This window comes from Pseudomonas sp. C 49-2, from assembly GCF_003970195.1.
In the GTDB taxonomy this organism is placed as follows: domain Bacteria; phylum Pseudomonadota; class Gammaproteobacteria; order Pseudomonadales; family Pseudomonadaceae; genus Aquipseudomonas; species Aquipseudomonas canadensis.
Map to the genome: position 1 here is coordinate 98,516 of NZ_RXYG01000008.1, position 20,178 is coordinate 118,693.

Here is a 20,178-nt window from a genome sequence, read left to right on the forward strand (position 1 = left end):
ATAGTGCACGTCGCGCGCCAGTCCAGCCAAACCGCAGGATCACAGCTTGTCCAAAGTCACGCCGCCAACTCCCCTGCGCGCCGCTCATATAGCGCCGGGAGCGCCCCTGCACGGCACCCTCAAAGGCGCATTGGCGACGCTCGTCCTCATGTTGCTCGCGTTATTGTTCTGGCAGTTGCTCGACCAGTTGCAGCAAAACCAGAAGAACCAGCAGCAATACACCATCGACTACAGCGCCGACCTGGCTGAACAGATCAGCCTGAACATGGCCCTCAGCGCGAAAATCGCCCTGAACCTGCTGCCGATGGTCGAGCCGCCGCGTGACAGCGAACAGCAACAGGCGCTGATGCGCACCTTGCAACGCTCGCTACCCGAGCTGCGCAGCGTCGCCCTGCTCGCCCCCAGCGGCGCGATGATCAGTGACAGCGCCACCGACAGCCAGGACGCCGCCTGGTTGGCAGAGCTGGTGCAACGTAGCCACGCGCAGTCCTATTACCTGAGCAACAGCAACGATGGCACCCTCATCTATCTGTTGCTGCACCAGCCCAGCGGTGGCTCACGGATGTATTGGGCGCTGCGCCTGGCACCCAACTACCTGAGCAACCTCACCCGCCAGGACGGCCAGGGCCAGCGCCCGCTGTGGGTCATCGAGAATCGCATCAACCACCGGGTTGTCAGCCGAGACAGCGGCATGCCGGCGCAGTGGGCGTCTGCGCTAACCCCGGACGAGCTGAATAAAAGCGTACTGGTCACCCCTCTAAGCAAAAGCGACTGGCAACTGCGCGGGCTGTTCGACCGTACTGCGGTGCTGGAGCAACTGCTGCCGGCCTTCATCGGCAAATGCCTGCTGGGCCTGGCGTTCTCGCTGATCCCGGTGATCGTGCTGCTGAACATGCGCCGCCGCCAGCGACAGGTGCATGAAGGCCGCCGGCGCTACCAGGACATTTTCGAAGGCACCGGCGTGGCCCTGTGCGTGCTCGACTTGTCGGGCCTGAATGCGTTCTTCGACAAGACCCGACTGGAGACCCGCGAGCAACTGCACGCCTGGCTGCAGGACAACCCCGACGAACGCCAGCAACTGCTCAAGGAGCTGCGCATCACCGAGGTCAACCAGGTGGCGGTGCGCCTGTTGAACGTGGGTTCCTGCGAACAAGCCTGGGAGCGTCTGATCGATGACTCCCCGCGCAATGCCACGTCCATCGGCTACCAGATACTTGAGGCGGTACTGACCCAACAGAACCAGTTGGAACTGGAAATCCAGCTCAAGGACGTGGCTGGCAACGAGCAATACCTGTGGCTGGTGATGCGCTTGCCGGAGCAGCAGGACGACTTCAAGGCAGTGATCCTCAGCATCAGCGATATCACCAGCCGCAAGCTGATCGAGCTGTCGCTGGTGGAGCGTGAAAGCTTCTGGTCGGACGTGGTACGCACCGTGCCTGACCACCTGTATGTGCAGGACGTGATCAGCCAGCGCATGATTTTCAGCAACCATCATTTGGGCCACACGCTCGGCTACAACAAGGCCGAACTGCAGCAAATGGGCGAATACTTCTGGGAAATCCTGCTGCACCCCGAAGATGCCGAGCATTACCACGATTTGCGCCAGCAGCAGCGCCAGATCGGCTACACCACCCAATTGCAATGCCAATTGCGCTTCCGCCACCGCAACAACCAATGGCGGCGCTTTGACATCCGCGAGCAGGCCCTGGCCCGCGACAAGACGGCGCAGATCACCCGCATCATCGGGGTGGCCAAGGACATCACCGACCAGATCGAGGCCAGCGAATCCCTGCGTGACAGCGAACAGCGCTACCGCATGCTGGCCGAAAGCATCAGCGACGTGATCTGCTCCACCGACAGCCAGTTGGCCCTCAACTACATCAGCCCCTCGGTCAATGCCGTACTCGGTTATGACGTGGACTGGGTGTTCAAAAATGGCTGGCAGTCGATCATCGCCAACCCGCAGCAGCTGACCGGCATTTACAGCCTGATGGAACAAGTCAGCCGCGCGCTGGGCAACATCGAGGCACTGAACACGCTGCGCGACGAGGTGCAGACCCAATTGTTCCTGTTCGACTGCCTGCGCGCCGATGGTCGCAAAGTGCCGATCGAGCTGCGCCTGGTGCTGGTATGGGACGAACACGGCGCCTTCGAGGGCGTCCTCGGCGTGGGCCGCGACATCAGCCAGCAACGCCGCGCCGAAAAAGACCTGCGTATGGCGGCCACGGTATTCGAGCACTCCACCTCGGCGATTCTGATCACCGACCCCGCCGGTTATATCGTGCAGGCCAACGAGGCGTTCAGCCGGGTCAGCGGCTATGCGGTCAGCGATGTGCTCGACCAATTGCCGAACATGCTCACCGTCGACGAACAGCAGGAAGCCCACCTGCGCTACGTACTCAAGCAGTTGCACCAGCACAGCACATGGGAAGGCGAAGTGTGGCTCAAGCGGCGCAACGGCGAGCATTACCCGGCGTGGGTCGGCATTACCGCCGTGTTCGACGATGAAGGCGACCTGGCCAGCTACGTGTGTTTCTTCAGTGACATCAGCGAGCGCAAGGCCAGCGAGCAGCGCATCCACCGCCTGGCCTACTACGACGCCCTGACCCACCTGCCCAACCGCACGCTGTTCCAGGACCGCCTGCATACCGCGTTGCAGTCGGCAGAACGGCAAAAGTCGTGGGTGGTGCTGATGTTCCTCGACCTCGACCACTTCAAACCGATCAACGACTCCCTGGGCCACGCCGCCGGCGACCGCATGCTCAAGGAAATGGCCACGCGCCTGCTGGGTTGCGTGGCCGAAGACGACACCGTGGCGCGCATGGGCGGCGACGAGTTCACGCTGCTGCTGCAACCGCGGATCAGCCGCGAAATGGCGTTGAACCGTGCGATTCATGTGGCCGAGCAGATCCTTGCCAGCCTGGTGAAGCCGTTCGTGCTGGAAGGCCGCGAGTTTTTTGTCACCGCCAGTATCGGTATCGCCCTGAGCCCTCAGGACGGCAACGAGCTGAGCCAGTTGATGAAAAACGCCGACACCGCGATGTATCACGCCAAGGAACGCGGCAAGAACAACTTCCAGTTCTACCAGGCCGACATGAACGCCAGCGCCCTGGAACGCCTGGAGCTGGAAAGCGACCTGCGCCACGCCCTAGACCAGAACGAATTCGTGCTCTATTACCAGCCCCAGTTCAGCGGCGACGGCAAACGCCTGACCGGTGCCGAAGCCCTGCTGCGCTGGCGCCACCCGCGTCGTGGCCTGGTGCCGCCGGGGGACTTCATCCCGGTACTGGAAGAGTTGGGCCTGGTGGTAGACGTCGGCGACTGGGTGATCAGCGAAGCCTGTCGCCAGCTCAAGACCTGGCACCAGAACAAGGTGCGCGTGCCGAAAGTCTCGGTGAACATCTCGGCGCGGCAATTCTCCGACGGCCAGTTGGGCACCCGTATCGCCACCATCCTCAAGGACACCGGGCTGCCGCCGGCATGCCTGGAGCTGGAGCTGACCGAAAGTATCCTGATGCGGGAAGTCAACGAGGCCATGCAGATCCTCGACAGCCTGAAAAACCTTGGCCTGAGCATTGCAGTCGATGACTTCGGCACGGGCTATTCGTCGCTCAACTACCTCAAGCAATTCCCCATCGACGTGTTGAAGATCGACCGCACCTTCGTGGATGGCCTGCCCTCCGGCGAACAGGATGCGCAGATCGCCCGCGCCATTATCGCCATGGCCCACAGCCTGAACCTGGCGGTGATCGCCGAGGGTGTGGAAACCCATGAGCAGTTGGACTTCCTGCGTGAGCATGGGTGTGACGAGGTGCAGGGTTACCTGTTCGGGCGGCCGATGCCGGCGAACCGGTTCGAGGCGCAGTTCAGCAATGATGCCCTCTTCATGTTCGACTGAGTTTTTTGCTGGGGCGGATGGCCTCATCGCAGGCAAGCCAGCTCCCACCCTTGAATGGGTTCACAGATCAAAATGTGGGAGCCGGGCTTGCCCGCGATAGGGCCGGCCCTGGCGCCGCTTATCCCCAGATGAGCCCCGCTTATCCGCGACATGATGTCCTTTCATATGCCATCTAAAACCCATTGGGTTAGAATGCCTTCCTTTTCTGCCCCCGATCCTTGAGGACCGCCATGTTCAGCCGTGATTTGACTATTGCCAAGTACGACGCCGATCTCTTCGCCGCCATGGAGCAAGAAGCCGTGCGCCAGGAAGAGCACATTGAGCTGATCGCTTCGGAAAACTACACCAGCCCTGCGGTGATGGAGGCTCAAGGTTCGGTTCTGACCAACAAGTACGCCGAAGGCTACCCAGGCAAGCGCTACTACGGTGGTTGCGAATACGTCGACGTGGTTGAGCAACTGGCCATCGACCGTGCCAAAGAACTGTTCGGCGCCGATTACGCCAACGTCCAGCCGCACGCCGGTTCCCAAGCCAACAGCGCCGTGTACCTGGCCCTGCTGCAAGGCGGCGACACCATCCTGGGCATGAGCCTGGCCCACGGCGGTCACCTGACCCACGGCGCCAGCGTTTCGTCCTCCGGCAAGCTGTACAACGCCGTTCAGTACGGTATCGATGCCAACGGTCTGATCGACTACGACGAAGTCGAGCGCCTGGCAGTTGAACACAAGCCAAAAATGATCGTGGCCGGTTTCTCTGCCTACTCGCAGATCCTAGACTTCCCACGTTTCCGCGCTATCGCCGACAAGGTTGGTGCGTACCTGTTCGTCGACATGGCCCACGTGGCCGGTCTGGTCGCCGCTGGCGTCTACCCGAACCCGGTGCCTTACGCTGACGTCGTGACCACCACGACCCACAAGACCCTGCGCGGTCCACGTGGCGGCCTGATCCTGGCTCGCGCCAACGCCGACATCGAGAAGAAGCTGAACTCCGCTGTATTCCCAGGCGCCCAAGGCGGCCCGCTGGAGCACGTGATCGCCGCCAAAGCGATCTGCTTCAAGGAAGCCCTGCAGCCTGAGTTCAAGACCTATCAGCAACAAGTGGTCAAGAACGCCCAGACCATGGCCAGCGTGTTCATCGAGCGCGGCTTCGACGTAGTCTCCGGCGGTACCGAGAACCACCTGTTCCTGCTGTCCCTGATCAAGCAGGACATTTCCGGTAAAGATGCTGATGCTGCCTTGGGCAAAGCCTTCATCACCGTAAACAAGAACTCCGTGCCGAACGACCCACGTTCGCCGTTCGTCACCTCCGGCCTGCGCTTCGGTACCCCGGCTGTGACCACGCGTGGCTTCAAGGAAGCAGAGTGCAAGGAACTGGCTGGCTGGATCTGCGATATCCTGGCTGACCTGAACAACGAAGCCGTGATCGACGCGGTGCGTGAGAAGGTCAAGGCCATCTGCAAGAAGCTGCCGGTGTACGGCGCTTGATTGCAGTTGCTTGAATGAAAAGCCCGGCTCTTGAGCCGGGCTTTTTTATGGCTGTGACTCAGGCCCCGTGTCCCGGCGCCCTGCATATGTAACGCCATCGCCCGGGATGCGAAATGCCAACCTCTTCACTTCCAAACCGAAGAGATCACAGCATGAGTACCAACCGCCAAAAATCTTTTATCGCAGAACTGGCAACCAACATGGGCCACTTGCACTTTCCGCAACTGACAAGCGGTGGAGAAGATGCGTCCAACGTCCTTTGCATCGACCCTGACAAAACCCGCGCTAGCGTGAAGTTCTATTTCAGGTGCACGAACAACTTTTACCACCTTTACCTTCGAACACCGGGCAACTACTACGGTAAAATCTTAGGGGTAGACAACGGGGGTCGTGTTATTGCGACAAACAATAATGCGGCGGCGACCTTCAACTTGATCGATGCAAAAAACAGGATTGTCACGCTAGACGATTTGGCAGCCGACAAACAAACCCTGAGAATCCGCAACACCCGAGTAATAGCCACACTGTCACGAATGAATCGGCCTGGGCGGGGATACCTCATCCATGGCCTCGGAGGTGGCGTGCGCCTGGATTTCTATCTGAATATCCTTGAGCGCAACTCCGCGTACCTCGATAGCCCTGATGAGGTTTGACCTCTGTACGCTTTGCAAGGGTGCTGCCTGATCAGACAGATGACACCCGTGCAAAGCCGTCGCGGATCTTCTGCTCCGGCAATTCATCTGCAATAAACACAATCACACTCTCCCGCGCCTCGCCCTCTTCCCACTCCGTGTCCCAATCAAAGCCGTAGAGCTTGAGCACGCCCTGGAACACCATGCGCCGGTCTTCACCGGCAATATTCAGCACGCCCTTGTAGCGCAACAGCTGCTTGCCGTGGTCTTCCAGCAGTTCGTTCATGAACTCGCTGAGGCGGTCGATATCCAGCGGCTGATCGGTACGCAATACCAGGCTGGAAATACGGTCGATGGACGGCGCAGCGCGCACCGGGCGCAGGCTCATGCCGGCGTTGAGGTTGAAGCCGCGCACATCGAGCAGTTCCGCCAGGTCGATGTTGCCATGGTCCACCACACGGATTGGCGCGCGGCGGTTGATGCGGGTGAGGCGTTCGCTGAGCGCGTCGAAGGTGGCGTCATCCACCAGGTCGCGCTTGCTCACCAGCAGGCGGTCGGCAAAGCCGATCTGGGCCTGGGCGATGGTTTGGGTGAGGTGCTGCTCGGCGTGGGCCGCGTCTACCAATGTGATGATGCCGTCGAGGATGTAGCGTTCGCGCAACTCCTCGTCGATAAAGAAGGTTTGGGCCACGGGTGCCGGGTCGGCCAGGCCGGTGCACTCGATCACCAGGCGGTCGAAGGCAATCTCGCCGCTGTCCAGGCGTTCGAGTAGCAGATACAGGGCTTTGGTCAGGTCGGTGTGGATGGTGCAGCACACGCAGCCGTTGGACAGGGTCATGACTTGCACTGGCTCGGCGCCCAGCAGCTGGGTATCGATACCGGCGTCACTGAATTCGTTTTCGATCACGGCGATTTTCAGGCCGTGCTCGGCTTTTAGCAGGTGGCGCAGCAAGGTGGTCTTGCCGGCGCCGAGGAAGCCGCTGAGGACGGTGACTGGGATGGGAGAGGACAAAAGCAGTTCTCCTTCAATAAACAGAAATAAAAATGGGAGCCCATTGGTATGGGCTCCCACAGGGGCCTGCCTAGCAGGTCAACAGCACTTGGGCCCACCCTTGCCGCCGTAACGGGCTTCCTGGCGCTCTCGGAAGAACGCCTTGTAGTCCATCATCGGCTTGTCCGGGTGTTTGGTTTGCATATGCTCGACGTACGTATCGTAGTCGGGCATGCCGACCATCAGGCGCGCGGCCTGACCGAGGTATTTACCGAGGCGATTGATGTCATTGAACATGGTTGCAATCCTCGATCACGCGTCCGGAACAGCCTGGAACGGGGCTTCTTTATCCGTACGTTCTTTGTTGCCCCAGGCAGCGACGCCGACCTTGAGCGCATAGAACAGGATGCTGAAGACCACGAACAGGAACAGCGCCGTCAGCGTTGCGTTGGTGTAGGCGTTCCAGATCACGTGCTGCATCTGGTCGATGCTCTTCGCCGGGGCAAGGATCTGGCCGTTGGCCAATGCATCGCTGTACTTCTTCGCCAGCGACAGGAAGCCAATCGCCGGGTTGGCGTCGAACAGCTTGATGAAGCCCGCAGTGGTGGTGCAGATCAGCAGCCAGACAGCCGGCAGCATGGTCACCCAGATGTAGCGTTGGCGTTTCATTTTGATCAGCACAACGGTGGCCAGCATCAGCGCGATACCTGCCAGCATCTGGTTGGAGATACCGAACAGCGGCCACAAGGTGTTGATGCCGCCCAGTGGGTCGATCACGCCCTGGTACAGCAGGTAACCCCACATCGCCACGCAACCCGCGGTCGCGATCAGGTTGGCGGTCCACGACTCAGTGCGTTTCAGCGCCGGCACGAAGGAACCCAGCAGGTCTTGCAGCATGAAGCGACCGGCACGGGTACCCGCATCCACGGCCGTGAGGATGAACAGCGCTTCGAACAGGATCGCAAAGTGATACCAGAACGCCATGGTGTTTTCACCCGGCAGCACACTGTGCAGGATCTGCGCGATACCCACCGCCAGGGTAGGTGCACCGCCGGCACGCGCCAGGATGGTGGTTTCACCGATGTCGTGGGCGACGGCTGACAGCGCCTCAGGCGTAATCGCAAAACCCCAGCTGCTGACGGTCTGCGCCACGGTGACCACGTCCGAGCCGACAATCGCGGCCGGGCTGTTCATGGCGAAGTACACGCCTGGCTCGATCACCGACGCGGCAACCATGGCCATGATGGCCACGAACGACTCCATCAACATGCCGCCATAACCGATGTAGCGCGCATGGCTTTCACTGGCCAACAGTTTGGGCGTAGTGCCCGACGAGATCAGTGCGTGGAAACCCGATACCGCGCCGCAGGCAATGGTAATGAACAGGAACGGGAACAGGCCGCCCTTCCACACCGGACCGGTGCCATCGATGAACTGGGTCAGCGCCGGCATTTTCAGGTCGGGCATGGTCACCAAGATGCCGATCGCCAGGGCGATGATGGTGCCGATTTTGAGGAAGGTCGACAGGTAGTCACGCGGCGCCAGGATCAGCCACACAGGCAGCACTGCGGCGACGAAACCGTAGCCGATCAGCATCCAGGTAATTTGAATGCCGGTGAAGGTGAAGGCCTTGGCCCAGACCGGGTCAGCGGCAATTTGCCCGCCCAGCCAGATCGAACCCAGCAGCAACAGCACGCCGATGATCGAGATTTCACCAATGCGACCCGGGCGGATGTAGCGCATGTAAATGCCCATGAACATCGCGATCGGGATGGTCGCCATCACCGTGAAGATCCCCCATGGGCTCTCGGCCAGGGCCTTGACCACGATCAACGCCAACACCGCGAGGATGATGATCATGATCAGGAAGCAGCCAAACAGCGCGATGGTCCCGGGAATGCGGCCCATCTCTTCGCGCACCATGTCCCCCAGGGAACGGCCATTGCGACGCGTGGACAGGAACAGGATCATGAAGTCCTGCACCGCACCGGCCAGCACCACGCCGGCAATCAGCCAGAGCGTGCCGGGCAAGTAGCCCATTTGCGCCGCGAGCACCGGGCCGACCAGCGGGCCTGCACCGGCAATCGCCGCAAAGTGGTGACCGAAAAGGATGTGTTTGTTGGTCGGCACATAGTCCAGACCGTCATTATTGACCACTGCGGGGGTGGCCCGCCGTGGATCGAGTTGCATCACGTTGTTAGCGATGAACAGGCTGTAGTAACGGTACGCAACCAGGTAGATGGCCACTGCCGCGACCACAATCCACAAGGCGTTGATCGCCTCGCCGCGGCGCAAGGCCACTACGCCCAGGGCGCACGCTCCTACGATTGCCAGCACCAGCCAGGGTAAGTGGCGTAGCAGGCTATTATTATTTTTCATTTTTATATTCCAGCCAGGGTGGACAGAAAGGACAGCCATCCCGAGTTTAGCGCTGTTGGCCTCAAAGGCCACCCCCCTACGTTGGTCTAGAGCCTCCTGCGCACAAAAAAAGCAGAAATACCGGGCCAATGATGGCGCAGGGCTACAATTCCCGTATCTCCAGAGGGTTTCACCATGACCGAGCAACCGTCTGACCGCCGCCATTTCCGCCGCATCGCCTTTGACGCCAAGACAGAATTCCGGCAAACCGGCCGCGAATGGACGGTGCGATTGGTGGATTTGTCGTTAAAAGGCTTGTTGATACAACGCCCCGACGACTGGAAGGGCAACAAGGCGCTGCCGTTCGACGTCGATATCCGTCTAGACCCCAAGGCGCATATAAAGATGCAAGTGCGACTGACCCATGAGGATCACGGGCAATTGGGTTTTGTGTGCCAGCACATCGACCTGGACTCGATCAGCCATTTGCGACGATTGATCGAGTTGAACCTGGGTGATCAGCAAGAGTTGGAGCGCGAGCTGGGCGCCCTACTCGAATAGTGCATCCAACGCCTGTTCCAGTCGCGTCACGCCAATGATCTTGATCCCAGGCGGCGACTCTTTGGGCGCATTGCCTTTAGGTACGATTGCCCGTTTGAAGCCGTGCTTGGCGGCTTCCTTCAAGCGTTCCTGGCCACTGGGCACCGGACGCACCTCGCCCGACAGGCCCACTTCACCAAACACCAGCAAATCATGGGGCAACGGCCGGTTACGCAGGCTGGACATGACTGCCGCCATCAGCGCCAGGTCGGACGCGGTTTCCAGCACCTTGACCCCGCCGACCACGTTGAGGAACACGTCCTGGTCGTGGGTCGGAATACCGCCGTGACGGTGCAATACCGCGAGCAACATCGCCAGTCGATTCTGATCCAGGCCCAAGGTTACGCGGCGAGGGTTGGCCAGATGGCTGTCATCCACCAGCGCCTGCACTTCCACCAGCATCGGGCGGGTGCCTTCCCACGTTGCCATCACCACACTGCCTGGGACTTCTTCCTGGGCACGCGTGAGAAAAATCGCCGAAGGGTTGGAGACTTCTTTAAGCCCCCGGTCAGTCATGGCGAACACGCCCAATTCGTTGACCGCGCCGAACCGGTTCTTCACCGCCCGCAGCAAGCGCAGACGGCCGTCGGATTCACCTTCGAAGTACAGCACGGTGTCGACCATATGCTCCAACACCCGTGGCCCTGCCAGTGCGCCCTCTTTGGTCACATGACCGACCAGGAAGATAGCGGTGCCGCTCTGCTTGGCATAGCGCACCAGCAGCGCCGCACTTTCACGCACCTGGGATACGCCGCCCGGCGCCGACTGCAATTGCTCTGTGAAAATCGTCTGGATCGAGTCGATCACCATGACCTTGGGCTTTTCAATACGCGCCGTGGCAATGATGCTTTCGATGCAGGTCTCGGTCATCACCCGCAGTTGATCCTGAGGCAGCCCCAGGCGACGGGCGCGCATGGCCACTTGTTGTTGGGATTCCTCGCCGGTGACATACAGCGCTGGCATGCGGCTAGCGATGCTGCACAGGGTTTGCAACAGGATCGTCGATTTGCCGATGCCCGGATCGCCGCCGATCAGCACCACCGAGCCGTCCACTAGGCCGCCGCCCAGCACCCGGTCCAATTCACCGGAGGCTGTGGAGAAACGCGGGATCTCTTCGACGCTGACTTCGGCCAGCGTCTTGATCTGCGCCTGTTGCCCGGTCCAGCCGGCGCGGCCGGTGGGGGCCGCAGCGCCGCCGCTTTCGATCATGGTTTCAGTCAGGGTGTTCCATGCACCGCACTCGGTGCACTGGCCGGCCCACTTGGGAAAGGTCGCGCCGCACTCCGTGCAGCCGTACATGCGCTTGGCCTTTGCCATTTGAGAACCTCCAACCGAAAAACCGCGATGATAGCTCAGCGCGGCGTCGGGGTCCGGATTTCACCACTGGCCAATCGTGAAGCGCTGTTGCCGATCGGGTCTTCGGCGTTGAGGTCGGCGCCCTTGGCCTTCAATTCATCCAGCAACTCGACGCGCTTGAACAGCCCGGCGTACATGGCCGCCGTCTGCCCGGCGCCGTTGCGTTGGTCGGGGTTGCAGTCGGTCGCCAGCAAGCGTTGGGCGATTTTCAACTCGCCCTTGAAGATCGCGCCCATCAGCGCCGTGTTGCCGCGCTTGTCCTGCACGCAAGCGTCGGCTCCGGCATTGAGCAAGCGCTCCACGAACGGGCCCTGGCCGTGGTAAGCGGCGAGGATCAGCGCGGTGTAGCCCTTGTCATCCTGGGTGTTGAGGCTGTAGCCGGAGTCAATAAAGGTGTTGAGCATATCGAGGTCGCCGCGGCGGGCGGCGTCGAAATAGTAGTCCTGTAGTTGTGTCTTGAGCTTCGCAGGGTCGGCCGGTTCGGCCCACGCGCCGAACGCCAGGCATGCCAACACAGCGCCTATGAAAATTCGCATAGCCAATCCTCCGTATTACCCCCCCCTTTGTAGGAGCCGGCTTGCCGGCGATGGCGTATTCGAGGACGCCATCGCCGGCAAGCCGGCGCCTACAGGGGGTTGCGTGGTCAGTCGGTGAGTTTGTCCGCCAGCGCCTTCACGCGCGCCAGGTCACCCTTGGCAACCTTGGCCACGCCGGTGCCATATTCCGGGTCGGCCTTGTACAGGAACGACAGGATGATGTGCTTGCTCTCGTCATCGGTGGTCGCCAGCGAGCCACCAAAGTTCTCGATCAAGTCCTGACGCTCTTTCTTGGTGAAGGAGCGGTACAGATCACCGGCCTGCTTGAAGTTCTGCTCGCGCTGGATCTTCGCCTGCTGGGTGCTGCCCGACAGGGCTGACTGGCTGTAGCGCGCGGTTTGCGGCTCGTCCCGTGGCAGCAGACGACTTGGCTGGTAGTTCACGCCAGTGGTGGTCTTGCCGAAGTTCATCGCGCCGTCCTGGTTACCGTTGTTGACGGTCACCCGCGGGGCGTTGATCGGCAGTTGCAGGGCGTTGGCGCCCAGGCGGTACATCTGGGTGTCGGCGTAGGAGAATACGCGACCTTGCAGCAGGCGGTCCTCAGACGGCTCGATGCCCGGCACCAGGTTGGCCGGGGCCATGGCCACTTGCTCGGTTTCCTGAAACACGTTGGCGGGGTTGCGGTTCAGCACCATCTGCCCGACTTTGCGCTCAGGCACATTCGGCCAGATCTTGGTGGCGTCCAGTGGATCGAAGTCGAACTTGGCCAGGTCCTCAGGCTTGAGCACCTGCACGTACAGGTCCCACTTGGGGAAGTCGCCCTTGTTGATATGCGTGACCAGATCGTTGGTCATGTGGCTGTAATCACGGCCCTGCACTTCGGTGACTTGCTTGGGATCAAGGTTCTTGATGCCTTGCAGGCTCTTCCAGTGGAACTTGACGTAGTGCACCTCACCCTTGGCGTTGATCAGCTTGTAGGCATGCACGCCGTTGCCGTCCATTTCCCGATAGCTGGCCGGGGTGCCGGAGTCGGAGTACAGCTCGGTCAGCGTGCGCGTGGACTCGGGCACGTGGGAGAAGAAGTCGAAGCGACGGGAATCGTCATCCAGGTTGGTACGCGGGTCCGGTTTGAAAGCGTGGACCATGTCCGGGAACTTGATGGCATCGCGGATAAAGAACGTCGGGAAGTTGTTGCCCACCAGGTCCCAGTTGCCATCGGCGGTGTAGAACTTGGTGGCGAAACCACGCGGGTCGCGCAGGGTTTCCGGGGAGTGGTTGCCGTGGACCACGGCGGAGAAGCGCACGAACACCGGGGTGGCTTCGCCGGCCGCGAACACCTTGGCCTTGGTCAGGTCGCTGAGGTTGTCGGTGACGGTGAAAGTACCGTGGGCGCCGGTACCACGGGCGTGGACCACGCGCTCAGGGATGCGCTCGCGGTCGAAGCGCTGGAGCTTCTGGATCAACTGCACGTCTTGCAGCAACACCGGGCCATTGGCGCCGGCGGTCTGCGAGTTCTGGTTGTCCCCCACCGCAGCACCGTTATCGCGGGTCAGGTTGGCGGCGTGTACGGACAGGGAAAGCAGGCTGGCGGTCGCCAGTACCAGCGCGTATCGCGCTGAAACAGGCGCGCGGCTCATTGGATTCTTCATCGAGGTTTCCTCTGGTTTTTTTAGTGCACATTCAGTTGTGCTTGCCAGAGGCTAGTGACCCGAGAGTCAGAAGATAAATAGAAAACTCACAACAACCCGATTAACAAAATAATCTGTTAAGTCGCTGATATCAGGCGTATTTCGCGCGCGACTGGTGGCACTTTGCAAACTATTTGCGTTTTAATGTGTCGATAAAAACTAACAGTGTTAAGGGTTGTGTCGGGCAAGCCCGCTACGACTGTCTTACACTGAGTCCCACCCTTCTCATCTGTAACAAGGAATAACCTATGGGCGTGATCAGTGAGTTCAAGGCCTTCGCGGTCAAAGGTAATGTGGTCGACATGGCCGTCGGTATCATCATCGGCGCAGCCTTCGGCAAAATTGTTTCCTCGTTTGTAGGCGACGTGGTGATGCCGCCAATCGGTCTGTTGATCGGTGGCGTGGACTTCGGTGACCTGGCGATAACGCTCAAGGCAGCACAGGGCGATGTGCCTGCGGTGGTGTTGGCCTACGGCAAGTTCATTCAGAGCGTCATCGACTTTGTGATTGTCGCGTTTGCGATTTTCATGGGTGTGAAAGCGATCAACCGCCTGAAGCGTGAAGAGGCCGTGGCGCCAAGCCTGCCGCCGACGCCGACCAAGGAAGAAGTGTTGCTGGGTGAGATCCGCGATCTGCTCAAGGCACAGAATGACAAGCCGCGCCTGTAAAGACGGCTTGAGAAAAAAGGCGCCTGCTAGAGGCGCCTTTTTTATTACCAGTAGTTTTCCACCGCGACTTGGCCGGGGCGGCGGCTCAAGCTCAGGTTCATGTCACGCAGCTTGAGCAACTGGCGCGTGTCATCGACCATCTGCGGGTTACCGCAGATCAGCACGCGCGAATGCTCCGGGGTCAACTCGACGCCGGCTGCACGTTCAAGCTCGCCATTTTCGATCAGTGTGGTGATGCGCCCATTCAACGCGCCAGGATGCTGCTCACGAGTGACGGTGGGAACGTAGGTGAGTTTGTGTGCGTACTCGGCGAGGTATTCACGCTCACCCAGTTCCTTGATCAGCGTCTGGTACGCGAGTTCCTTGGCTTCCCGTGCGCTGTACACCAGGATGATGCGCTCGAATTTCTCCCAGACCTCGAAGTCCTGCAGGATCGACAAAAACGGCGCCACCCCGGTGCCCGTCCCGAGCATCCACAAATCGCGGCCATCAACGAAGCGGTTCAAGGTCAGGAAACCCGTGGCTTGGCGCTCCACCATCAAGGTATCGCCTACCCGCAGGCGGCTCAGTTCGCTGGTGAACTCTCCGCCGGGGACGACGATCGAGAAGAAATCCAGATGCTCATCAAACGGTGAGGACACCAGCGAATAGGCGCGCCATACGGTGCTGCCATCCGCCTTGGTAACCCCCAACCGCACAAACTGCCCCGCCGTGAAACGAAAGCCCGCATCGCGGGTAGTGCGCAGGGTAAACAGGCTGGGGGTCAGCGATTGCACGTCGAGCAATGTCTGGCGGGTAAATTTCTCAGCGCTGGCCGTCATGGGGGGCTCCGTTCTACAGGTGCCCTAGTGTCCCTCAAAGTGACGAGCGCAAACACCGCTGATTTGTACTGGCATTCGCGCTTGTCAAGGCGTCGGCATATGGACCGAGACTAAACATTTGGCTATTAGCAAGTACTAAATGACCTCAGATGATGCAGTGCTTTTAATAGCCATCAATTTGACAGCACTGACAACTCTCTAATTCGTATTAAAAAAATTAAACACGCGCGCAACCTATACAAACCTTTACTCTTTGCACAAGGCGAGACTTCTTCAAAACAAAAGATTTTTAACTTTTTTCACTTAAATATGTAGGCCATATCCTACAATCAATCTCGTGCAGCTGCGGGGGTAAGGACGTACCCGCAGCCAGTAGGATCTCATGGAGAGTGACCAATGATTAGCTGGCGCAACACAAGACTCCCCAAACTGGAAGGCGAGAACCAGATAACCAGTGTTTTTGAAATGGCCCTCAATCACACGTTAGAACTTGGCTTCCAATTTTGTTCCTTTACGATGAGTTCTCAACTACCCAATAACCAAACAAAACCAATCCACATAAACAACTACCCAAACGAATGGAACAACCTCTACAAACGAGCACACTTTTTCGATGTAGACCCCGTTGTAGCCCATTGCAAACGTTGCGTACTGCCCATCCTCTGGGAAGAAAAGGCATTTGGTGCCGCACCCAGTTTATGGCAACTGGCCCAATCCCATGGCGTGCACCTAGGCTGGACTCAAGCAGTACATGATTTCCAGGGTGTCTTCAGCATGCTGACCCTGGGTCGTAGTAAAGGTGAAGTCAGCCCGGAAGAGTTGTATGAAAAAGCCGGCCAGGTGCTGTGGCTGTGTCATGCCCTGCATGCGGTGGTGGCACAGAAATTTGCCGACGAACCCAGTTTCAAACCTCCCTGCAAACTGACCCCGCGGGAAACCGAAATCCTCAAATGGTCAGGCTTGGGCAAGACCGCCGCAGAAATCGCCACAATCCTGTGCCTGTCAGAGCGTACGATAGGGTTTCACATCGCCAGTGCACTCAAGAAACTGGGGGTCAATAACAAGATCGCCGCAGTGCTCAGGGCATCCCAAATGGGCTGTTTTTAATTGCCTGGAAACACCGCATGTAATCCCTCTGGAAAAAAAGTAACATTTACAGTCAATTCTGAGTGTTGATGCTGCCCCCCGGCCCGCACCGTAGTTCACTCAGAGGGTTCTGCAGCGATTGCCGGACTCCCATCGACGACCCAGAGCCTCCCCCGCCATGCCCCTGCTCGAAAGCCCCTTCGCCCAACTCGACCTGATCCGTCAGCCAGAGCAACATAACGATCCGCTACAAGCCTTCGATGCCGCCGACGAATACCTGCTCAACTATCTGGCCGAGCAGCAACCGACTGCTGGGACTCGCGTGCTGGTGCTCAATGACAGCTTCGGCGCGCTGGCCGCCAGCCTTCAGGGGCAGGTTCAGGTCACGTCCAGCGGTGATTCGTTCCTCGCTGCCCAGGGCCTGGAGAAGAACCTGGTACGTAACGGCAAGGCGTTTGATGCAGTGGCATTCATCCCCGCCAGCCAGGTTCCGGCTGGGCCTTTCGACTGTGTGCTGATCCGCGTACCGAAAACCCTGGCACTGCTGGAAGAGCAACTGATCCGCCTGCAGGGCCAACTCGCGCCGGGCGCTCAAGTTATCGCCGGGGCAATGATCAAGCACCTGCCACGGGCAGCGGGCGAGTTGCTGGAGCGTTACATCGGGCCGATGCAGGCATCGCTTGCGGTGAAAAAGGCGCGACTGCTGATTGCCACTATGCAAGACCGTCCAACTGCAGTCTCGCCCTACCCCACCCGTTACACCTTGGACACGCCGTCTATCGAACTGCTGAACCACGCCAACGTGTTCTGCCGCGAAAGCCTGGACATCGGCACCCGCGCGTTCCTGCCCCACCTGCCGAAAAACCTGGGCAACGCACGTGTGGCGGACTTGGGTTGCGGCAACGGTGTATTGGCGATTGCCAGCGCCCTGCAAAACCCCGAAGCGCAGTACACCTTGGTAGACGAGTCCTATATGGCCGTGCAATCGGCGGCCGAAAACTGGCAAGCCGCCCTCGGTGATCGCGACGTAGTCATACGCGCCGCCGATGGCCTTGCCGGCCAGGAACCCGGTTCACTGGACGTCGTTCTGTGCAACCCCCCCTTCCATCAACAACAGGTGGTCGGTGACTTCCTCGCCTGGCGCATGTTCCAGCAGGCGCGTGAAGCGCTGGTGGTGGGCGGTGCCCTCTATATAGTCGGCAACCGTCATCTGGGTTATCACACCAAACTGGCGCGCTTGTTCCGGGGTGTCGAGCAAGTCGCCACCACGCCAAAGTTCGTGATCCTCAAAGCCCGTAAATAAACCCCGTAAATAAAAAAACCCTGCTTCTCTCGCGAAAAGCAGGGTTGGAAAGCCGAGCCGTCAGGCCCGGATCGGGATGTCAGTGGGTGGTCAAGCCGGCCGCATTCATGAACATGCGCATCAGGCTGGCCACGACAAACAGGGCCAGCACGCTGCCGGTCCAGATCATCGCCAGCCACCCCAGGCGCCGCCACAACGGCTGTTTCTCGGCCTGTTCGATCTCGTGCAACGAAGGTTTGCCGGACATGAAACGACCCTCCTAGTGATAACCGTCTTCGTGGGTGACCTTGCCGCGGAACACGTAGTAGCTCCAGAAGGTGTAGCCCAGGATGAACGGGATGATGAACAAGGTGCCGACCAGCATGAAGCCCTGGCTCTGCGGCGGTGCGGCGGCGTCCCAGATCGACACGGAGGGCGGAATGATATTCGGCCACAGGCTGATGCCCAAACCACTGTAGCCCAGGAAAATCAGCACCAGCGTCAGCAGGAATGGCGTGTAGTGCGCATTACGCGCCACCGCGCGGATCAGCCCGTACATGGTCACCAATACCAGAATCGGCACCGGCAGGAACCAGAACAGATTCGGCAGGGTGAACCAGCGCGAGGCAATTTCCGGGTGCGTCAATGGCGTCCAGATGCTCACGATGCCGATCACCGCCAACACCACAAAGGCCAGTGGCCGTGCCAGGTTGTGCATCTTTTCCTGCAACGGGCCTTCGGTTTTCATGATCAGCCAGGTGCAGCCGAGCAAGGCGTAGGCGACGATCAGCGCCACGCCACAGAACAGTGTGAACGGCGTGGCCCAGTCCAGTGAACCACCGGCAAACTGGCGATTCACCACGGGAATGCCGTCGATAAACGCCCCCAGTGCCACGCCTTGGAAGAACGTCGCCGCCAGCGAACCGCCGATAAACGCCTTGTCCCACAGGTGACGCTTATGGTCCTTGGCCTTGAAGCGGAACTCGAACGCCACGCCACGGAAGATCAGCCCGATCAGCATCAGGATCAGCGGCAGGTACAGCGCCGACAACACCACCGAATAGGCCAGCGGGAATGCGCCAAACAACGCCGCGCCGCCCAGTACCAGCCAGGTTTCGTTACCGTCCCAGACCGGGGCCACGGTGTTCATCATCACGTCACGGTCGGTCTTGCCGGGGATAAACGGAAACAGGATGCCGATACCCAGGTCGAAGCCGTCCATGACCACGTACATCATGATGCCGAAGATAATGATCACGGCCCAGATCAGCGGAAGATCAATACCCATCTCAATGCCCCTTGTGCTGGATGTGGGTGTGGTCGTCATCGTTGCCATCATCATCGGCGGCGGACAACGGACGGGCCGGTGTGCGTTTCTGGCCAGGGCCACCGTGGGTTGGCTCGGTGCTTTCGTGGGTCACAGGGCCCTTGCGCACCAGGCGCATCATGTAGCCCAGGCCTGCGCCGAACAGCGCGAAGTACACCACCACGAACAACACCAGGGTGATCGTCATCTGCGCCAGGCTATGCCCGGATGAAGCATCCGCCGTGCGCATCAAGCCATACACCACCCACGGCTGACGGCCGATCTCGGTGGTGAACCAGCCGGCAAGAATCGCGATCAGGCCGGAAGGCCCCATCCACAACGCCAGGTAGAGGAACGGTTTGGACGTGTACATCTTGTCGCCCCGGCGCAGCCAGAGGCTGAACAGACCGGTGAAAATCATCAGGAAGCCCAGGCCGACCATGACCCGGAACGACCAGAACACGATGGTCGAGTTAGGGCGGTCTTCCGGTGGGAATTCCTTGAGCGCCGGCACTTGTTTGTCCAAGGAGTGGGTGAGGATCAGGCTGCCCAAGTACGGGATCTCGACGGCGTACTTGGTCCTTTCCTCCTTCATGTCCGGCCAGCCGAACAAGATCAACGGCGTCGGTTCGTTGCCGATGTTTTCCCAGTGACCTTCAATCGCGGCGATTTTCGCCGGCTGGTGCTTCAAGGTATTCAGCCCGTGGAAGTCACCGATCACCGCCTGGATAGGCGCGACGATCAGGGCCATCCACATGGCCATCGAGAGCATTTTGCGGATCGCCGGGTTGTCCTTGCCGCGCAGCAAGTGCCAGGCCGCCGAGGAGCCGACGAAGAACGCAGTCGCTACGAACGCCGCCGTGGCCATGTGCGCCAGGCGATAAGGGAACGAGGGGTTGAAGACCACGGCGAACCAATCGGTAGGGATCACACGGCCATCAATGATTTCAAAGCCCTGGGGCGTCTGCATCCAGCTGTTGGACGAGAGGATCCAGAACGTGGAAATCAGCGTACCGACGGCCACCATCACGGTGGAGAAGAAGTGCAGATTGCGCCCCACCTTGTTCCAGCCAAACAGCATTACGCCCAGGAAACCGGCCTCGAGGAAGAAGGCCGTGAGCACTTCGTACGTAAGAAGCGGCCCGGTGACGGCGCCAGCGAAGTCTGAGAAACGGCTCCAGTTAGTGCCGAACTGGTAGGCCATGACCAACCCGGAGACCACGCCCATGCCGAAGTTGACGGCAAAGATCTTCGACCAGAAATGGTAGAGGTCACGGTAGGTGTCGTTGTGCGTCTTGAGCCACAAGCCTTCCAGCACCGCGAGGTAACTGGCCAGGCCGATGGTGATCGCCGGGAACAGGATGTGGAAAGAGATGGTGAACGCGAATTGAATTCGGGCGAGATCTAGCGCCTCCAAACCGAACATAAGTCTTCCTCTGTCAGGTAATACCGGCTGCTGGCGGGAGCCTGCA

At 59.8% G+C, this 20,178-nt stretch carries 17 protein-coding genes; 7 read left to right on the top strand and 10 right to left on the bottom strand.

From position 1 onward, the window contains the following. Window positions 1-46: 46 nt before the first annotated feature. From EJ576_RS17170 to EJ576_RS17180, 3 genes are all read left to right on the top strand, one after another. Complete coding sequence (locus tag EJ576_RS17170) at window positions 47-3,898, top strand: bifunctional diguanylate cyclase/phosphodiesterase (RefSeq protein ID WP_126570752.1); 3,852 nt, start codon at window positions 47-49, stop codon at window positions 3,896-3,898. Between the two features lie 230 nt (window positions 3,899-4,128). Then, window positions 4,129-5,382: a serine hydroxymethyltransferase gene (gene glyA, locus EJ576_RS17175; protein WP_017737423.1), complete on the top strand. Its 1,254-nt coding sequence runs from the start codon at window positions 4,129-4,131 to the stop codon at window positions 5,380-5,382. 152 nt (window positions 5,383-5,534) lie between these two features. Further along, entirely contained in the window at window positions 5,535-6,035 is a 501-nt protein-coding gene (locus tag EJ576_RS17180; RefSeq protein WP_122728044.1) for a hypothetical protein, read from the top strand. A gap of 31 nt (window positions 6,036-6,066) precedes the next feature. Here EJ576_RS17180 and yjiA read toward each other — a convergent pair whose 3' ends face one another. The 3 genes from yjiA to EJ576_RS17195 all read right to left on the bottom strand — a co-directional run bounded on the left by yjiA (window position 6,067) and on the right by EJ576_RS17195 (window position 9,384). Continuing rightward, window positions 6,067-7,026 (bottom strand): GTPase, encoded by a 960-nt coding sequence (gene yjiA / locus EJ576_RS17185; protein ID WP_126570753.1) that lies wholly within the window; start codon window positions 7,024-7,026, stop codon window positions 6,067-6,069. Window positions 7,027-7,104: 78 nt separating this feature from the next. Then, window positions 7,105-7,302 carry a YbdD/YjiX family protein gene (locus tag EJ576_RS17190; RefSeq protein WP_033901562.1) on the bottom strand — a complete coding sequence of 66 codons (198 nt, stop codon included), beginning with the start codon at window positions 7,300-7,302 and terminating at the stop codon, window positions 7,105-7,107. A 15-nt stretch (window positions 7,303-7,317) separates the two neighbouring features. Then, window positions 7,318-9,384, bottom strand: coding sequence for a carbon starvation CstA family protein (locus tag EJ576_RS17195; RefSeq protein WP_122728040.1), 2,067 nt, complete (start codon window positions 9,382-9,384; stop codon window positions 7,318-7,320). Window positions 9,385-9,558: 174 nt separating this feature from the next. Here EJ576_RS17195 and EJ576_RS17200 point away from each other — a divergent pair, with 174 nt between their 5' ends. Continuing rightward, window positions 9,559-9,924 (top strand): PilZ domain-containing protein, encoded by a 366-nt coding sequence (locus EJ576_RS17200; RefSeq protein WP_126570754.1) that lies wholly within the window; start codon window positions 9,559-9,561, stop codon window positions 9,922-9,924. Here EJ576_RS17200 and radA read toward each other — a convergent pair. From radA to katB, 3 genes are all read right to left on the bottom strand, one after another. After that, on the bottom strand, window positions 9,913-11,280 hold the full coding sequence (gene radA / locus EJ576_RS17205; RefSeq protein WP_016976768.1) for a DNA repair protein RadA: 1,368 nt from the start codon (window positions 11,278-11,280) through the stop codon (window positions 9,913-9,915). The genes EJ576_RS17200 and radA overlap by 12 nt on opposite strands. A gap of 35 nt (window positions 11,281-11,315) precedes the next feature. Next, window positions 11,316-11,855, bottom strand: a complete 540-nt coding sequence (locus tag EJ576_RS17210; RefSeq protein WP_123475689.1) for an ankyrin repeat domain-containing protein — start codon at window positions 11,853-11,855, stop codon at window positions 11,316-11,318. Window positions 11,856-11,962: 107 nt separating this feature from the next. Further along, a complete protein-coding gene (gene katB, locus EJ576_RS17215) occupies window positions 11,963-13,504 on the bottom strand; it encodes a catalase KatB (protein WP_122728034.1) in 1,542 nt (513 codons plus the stop codon). Window positions 13,505-13,791: 287 nt separating this feature from the next. Between katB and mscL the strand changes: the two genes are divergently transcribed. Next, a complete protein-coding gene (gene mscL, locus EJ576_RS17220) occupies window positions 13,792-14,211 on the top strand; it encodes a large-conductance mechanosensitive channel protein MscL (protein WP_010206685.1) in 420 nt (139 codons plus the stop codon). 44 nt (window positions 14,212-14,255) lie between these two features. Here mscL and EJ576_RS17225 read toward each other — a convergent pair whose 3' ends face one another. Continuing rightward, window positions 14,256-15,032, bottom strand: coding sequence for a ferredoxin--NADP reductase (locus tag EJ576_RS17225; protein ID WP_122728032.1), 777 nt, complete (start codon window positions 15,030-15,032; stop codon window positions 14,256-14,258). Between the two features lie 396 nt (window positions 15,033-15,428). Here EJ576_RS17225 and EJ576_RS17230 point away from each other — a divergent pair, with 396 nt between their 5' ends. Then, on the top strand, window positions 15,429-16,139 hold the full coding sequence (locus EJ576_RS17230; protein WP_126570755.1) for a LuxR family transcriptional regulator: 711 nt from the start codon (window positions 15,429-15,431) through the stop codon (window positions 16,137-16,139). A 157-nt stretch (window positions 16,140-16,296) separates the two neighbouring features. Further along, window positions 16,297-17,421, top strand: a complete 1,125-nt coding sequence (locus EJ576_RS17235) for a methyltransferase (protein WP_122728028.1) — start codon at window positions 16,297-16,299, stop codon at window positions 17,419-17,421. Window positions 17,422-17,500: 79 nt separating this feature from the next. Here the strand turns inward: EJ576_RS17235 and EJ576_RS17240 are convergent, their stop codons facing one another. The 3 genes from EJ576_RS17240 to EJ576_RS17250 are packed head-to-tail and all read right to left on the bottom strand — an operon-like array spanning window position 17,501 to window position 20,132. After that, the gene (locus EJ576_RS17240) at window positions 17,501-17,668 is read right to left on the bottom strand and encodes a DUF2474 domain-containing protein (RefSeq protein ID WP_010206690.1); all 168 of its coding nucleotides are present in this window, start codon (window positions 17,666-17,668) and stop codon (window positions 17,501-17,503) included. Window positions 17,669-17,680: 12 nt separating this feature from the next. Continuing rightward, on the bottom strand, window positions 17,681-18,688 hold the full coding sequence (cydB, locus tag EJ576_RS17245; protein ID WP_126570756.1) for a cytochrome d ubiquinol oxidase subunit II: 1,008 nt from the start codon (window positions 18,686-18,688) through the stop codon (window positions 17,681-17,683). A gap of 1 nt (window position 18,689) precedes the next feature. Then, complete coding sequence (locus tag EJ576_RS17250; RefSeq protein ID WP_016976762.1) at window positions 18,690-20,132, bottom strand: cytochrome ubiquinol oxidase subunit I; 1,443 nt, start codon at window positions 20,130-20,132, stop codon at window positions 18,690-18,692. Window positions 20,133-20,178: the final 46 nt, after the last annotated feature.

What these genes read in the sequence shown, in the direction of transcription:
- glyA (WP_017737423.1), top strand. Translation starts at nt 4,129, where the DNA reads ATGTTCAGCCGTGATTTGACTATTGCCAAGTACGACGCCGATCTCTTC.
- EJ576_RS17180 (WP_122728044.1), top strand. Translation starts at nt 5,535, where the DNA reads ATGAGTACCAACCGCCAAAAATCTTTTATCGCAGAACTGGCAACCAAC.
- EJ576_RS17190 (WP_033901562.1), bottom strand. Translation starts at nt 7,302, where the DNA reads ATGTTCAATGACATCAATCGCCTCGGTAAATACCTCGGTCAGGCCGCG.
- EJ576_RS17195 (WP_122728040.1), bottom strand. Translation starts at nt 9,384, where the DNA reads ATGAAAAATAATAATAGCCTGCTACGCCACTTACCCTGGCTGGTGCTG.
- EJ576_RS17200 (WP_126570754.1), top strand. Translation starts at nt 9,559, where the DNA reads ATGACCGAGCAACCGTCTGACCGCCGCCATTTCCGCCGCATCGCCTTT.
- radA (WP_016976768.1), bottom strand. Translation starts at nt 11,280, where the DNA reads ATGGCAAAGGCCAAGCGCATGTACGGCTGCACGGAGTGCGGCGCGACC.
- EJ576_RS17210 (WP_123475689.1), bottom strand. Translation starts at nt 11,855, where the DNA reads ATGCGAATTTTCATAGGCGCTGTGTTGGCATGCCTGGCGTTCGGCGCG.
- katB (WP_122728034.1), bottom strand. Translation starts at nt 13,504, where the DNA reads ATGAAGAATCCAATGAGCCGCGCGCCTGTTTCAGCGCGATACGCGCTG.
- mscL (WP_010206685.1), top strand. Translation starts at nt 13,792, where the DNA reads ATGGGCGTGATCAGTGAGTTCAAGGCCTTCGCGGTCAAAGGTAATGTG.
- EJ576_RS17225 (WP_122728032.1), bottom strand. Translation starts at nt 15,032, where the DNA reads ATGACGGCCAGCGCTGAGAAATTTACCCGCCAGACATTGCTCGACGTG.
- EJ576_RS17230 (WP_126570755.1), top strand. Translation starts at nt 15,429, where the DNA reads ATGATTAGCTGGCGCAACACAAGACTCCCCAAACTGGAAGGCGAGAAC.
- EJ576_RS17235 (WP_122728028.1), top strand. Translation starts at nt 16,297, where the DNA reads ATGCCCCTGCTCGAAAGCCCCTTCGCCCAACTCGACCTGATCCGTCAG.
- EJ576_RS17240 (WP_010206690.1), bottom strand. Translation starts at nt 17,668, where the DNA reads ATGTCCGGCAAACCTTCGTTGCACGAGATCGAACAGGCCGAGAAACAG.
- cydB (WP_126570756.1), bottom strand. Translation starts at nt 18,688, where the DNA reads ATGGGTATTGATCTTCCGCTGATCTGGGCCGTGATCATTATCTTCGGC.
- EJ576_RS17250 (WP_016976762.1), bottom strand. Translation starts at nt 20,132, where the DNA reads ATGTTCGGTTTGGAGGCGCTAGATCTCGCCCGAATTCAATTCGCGTTC.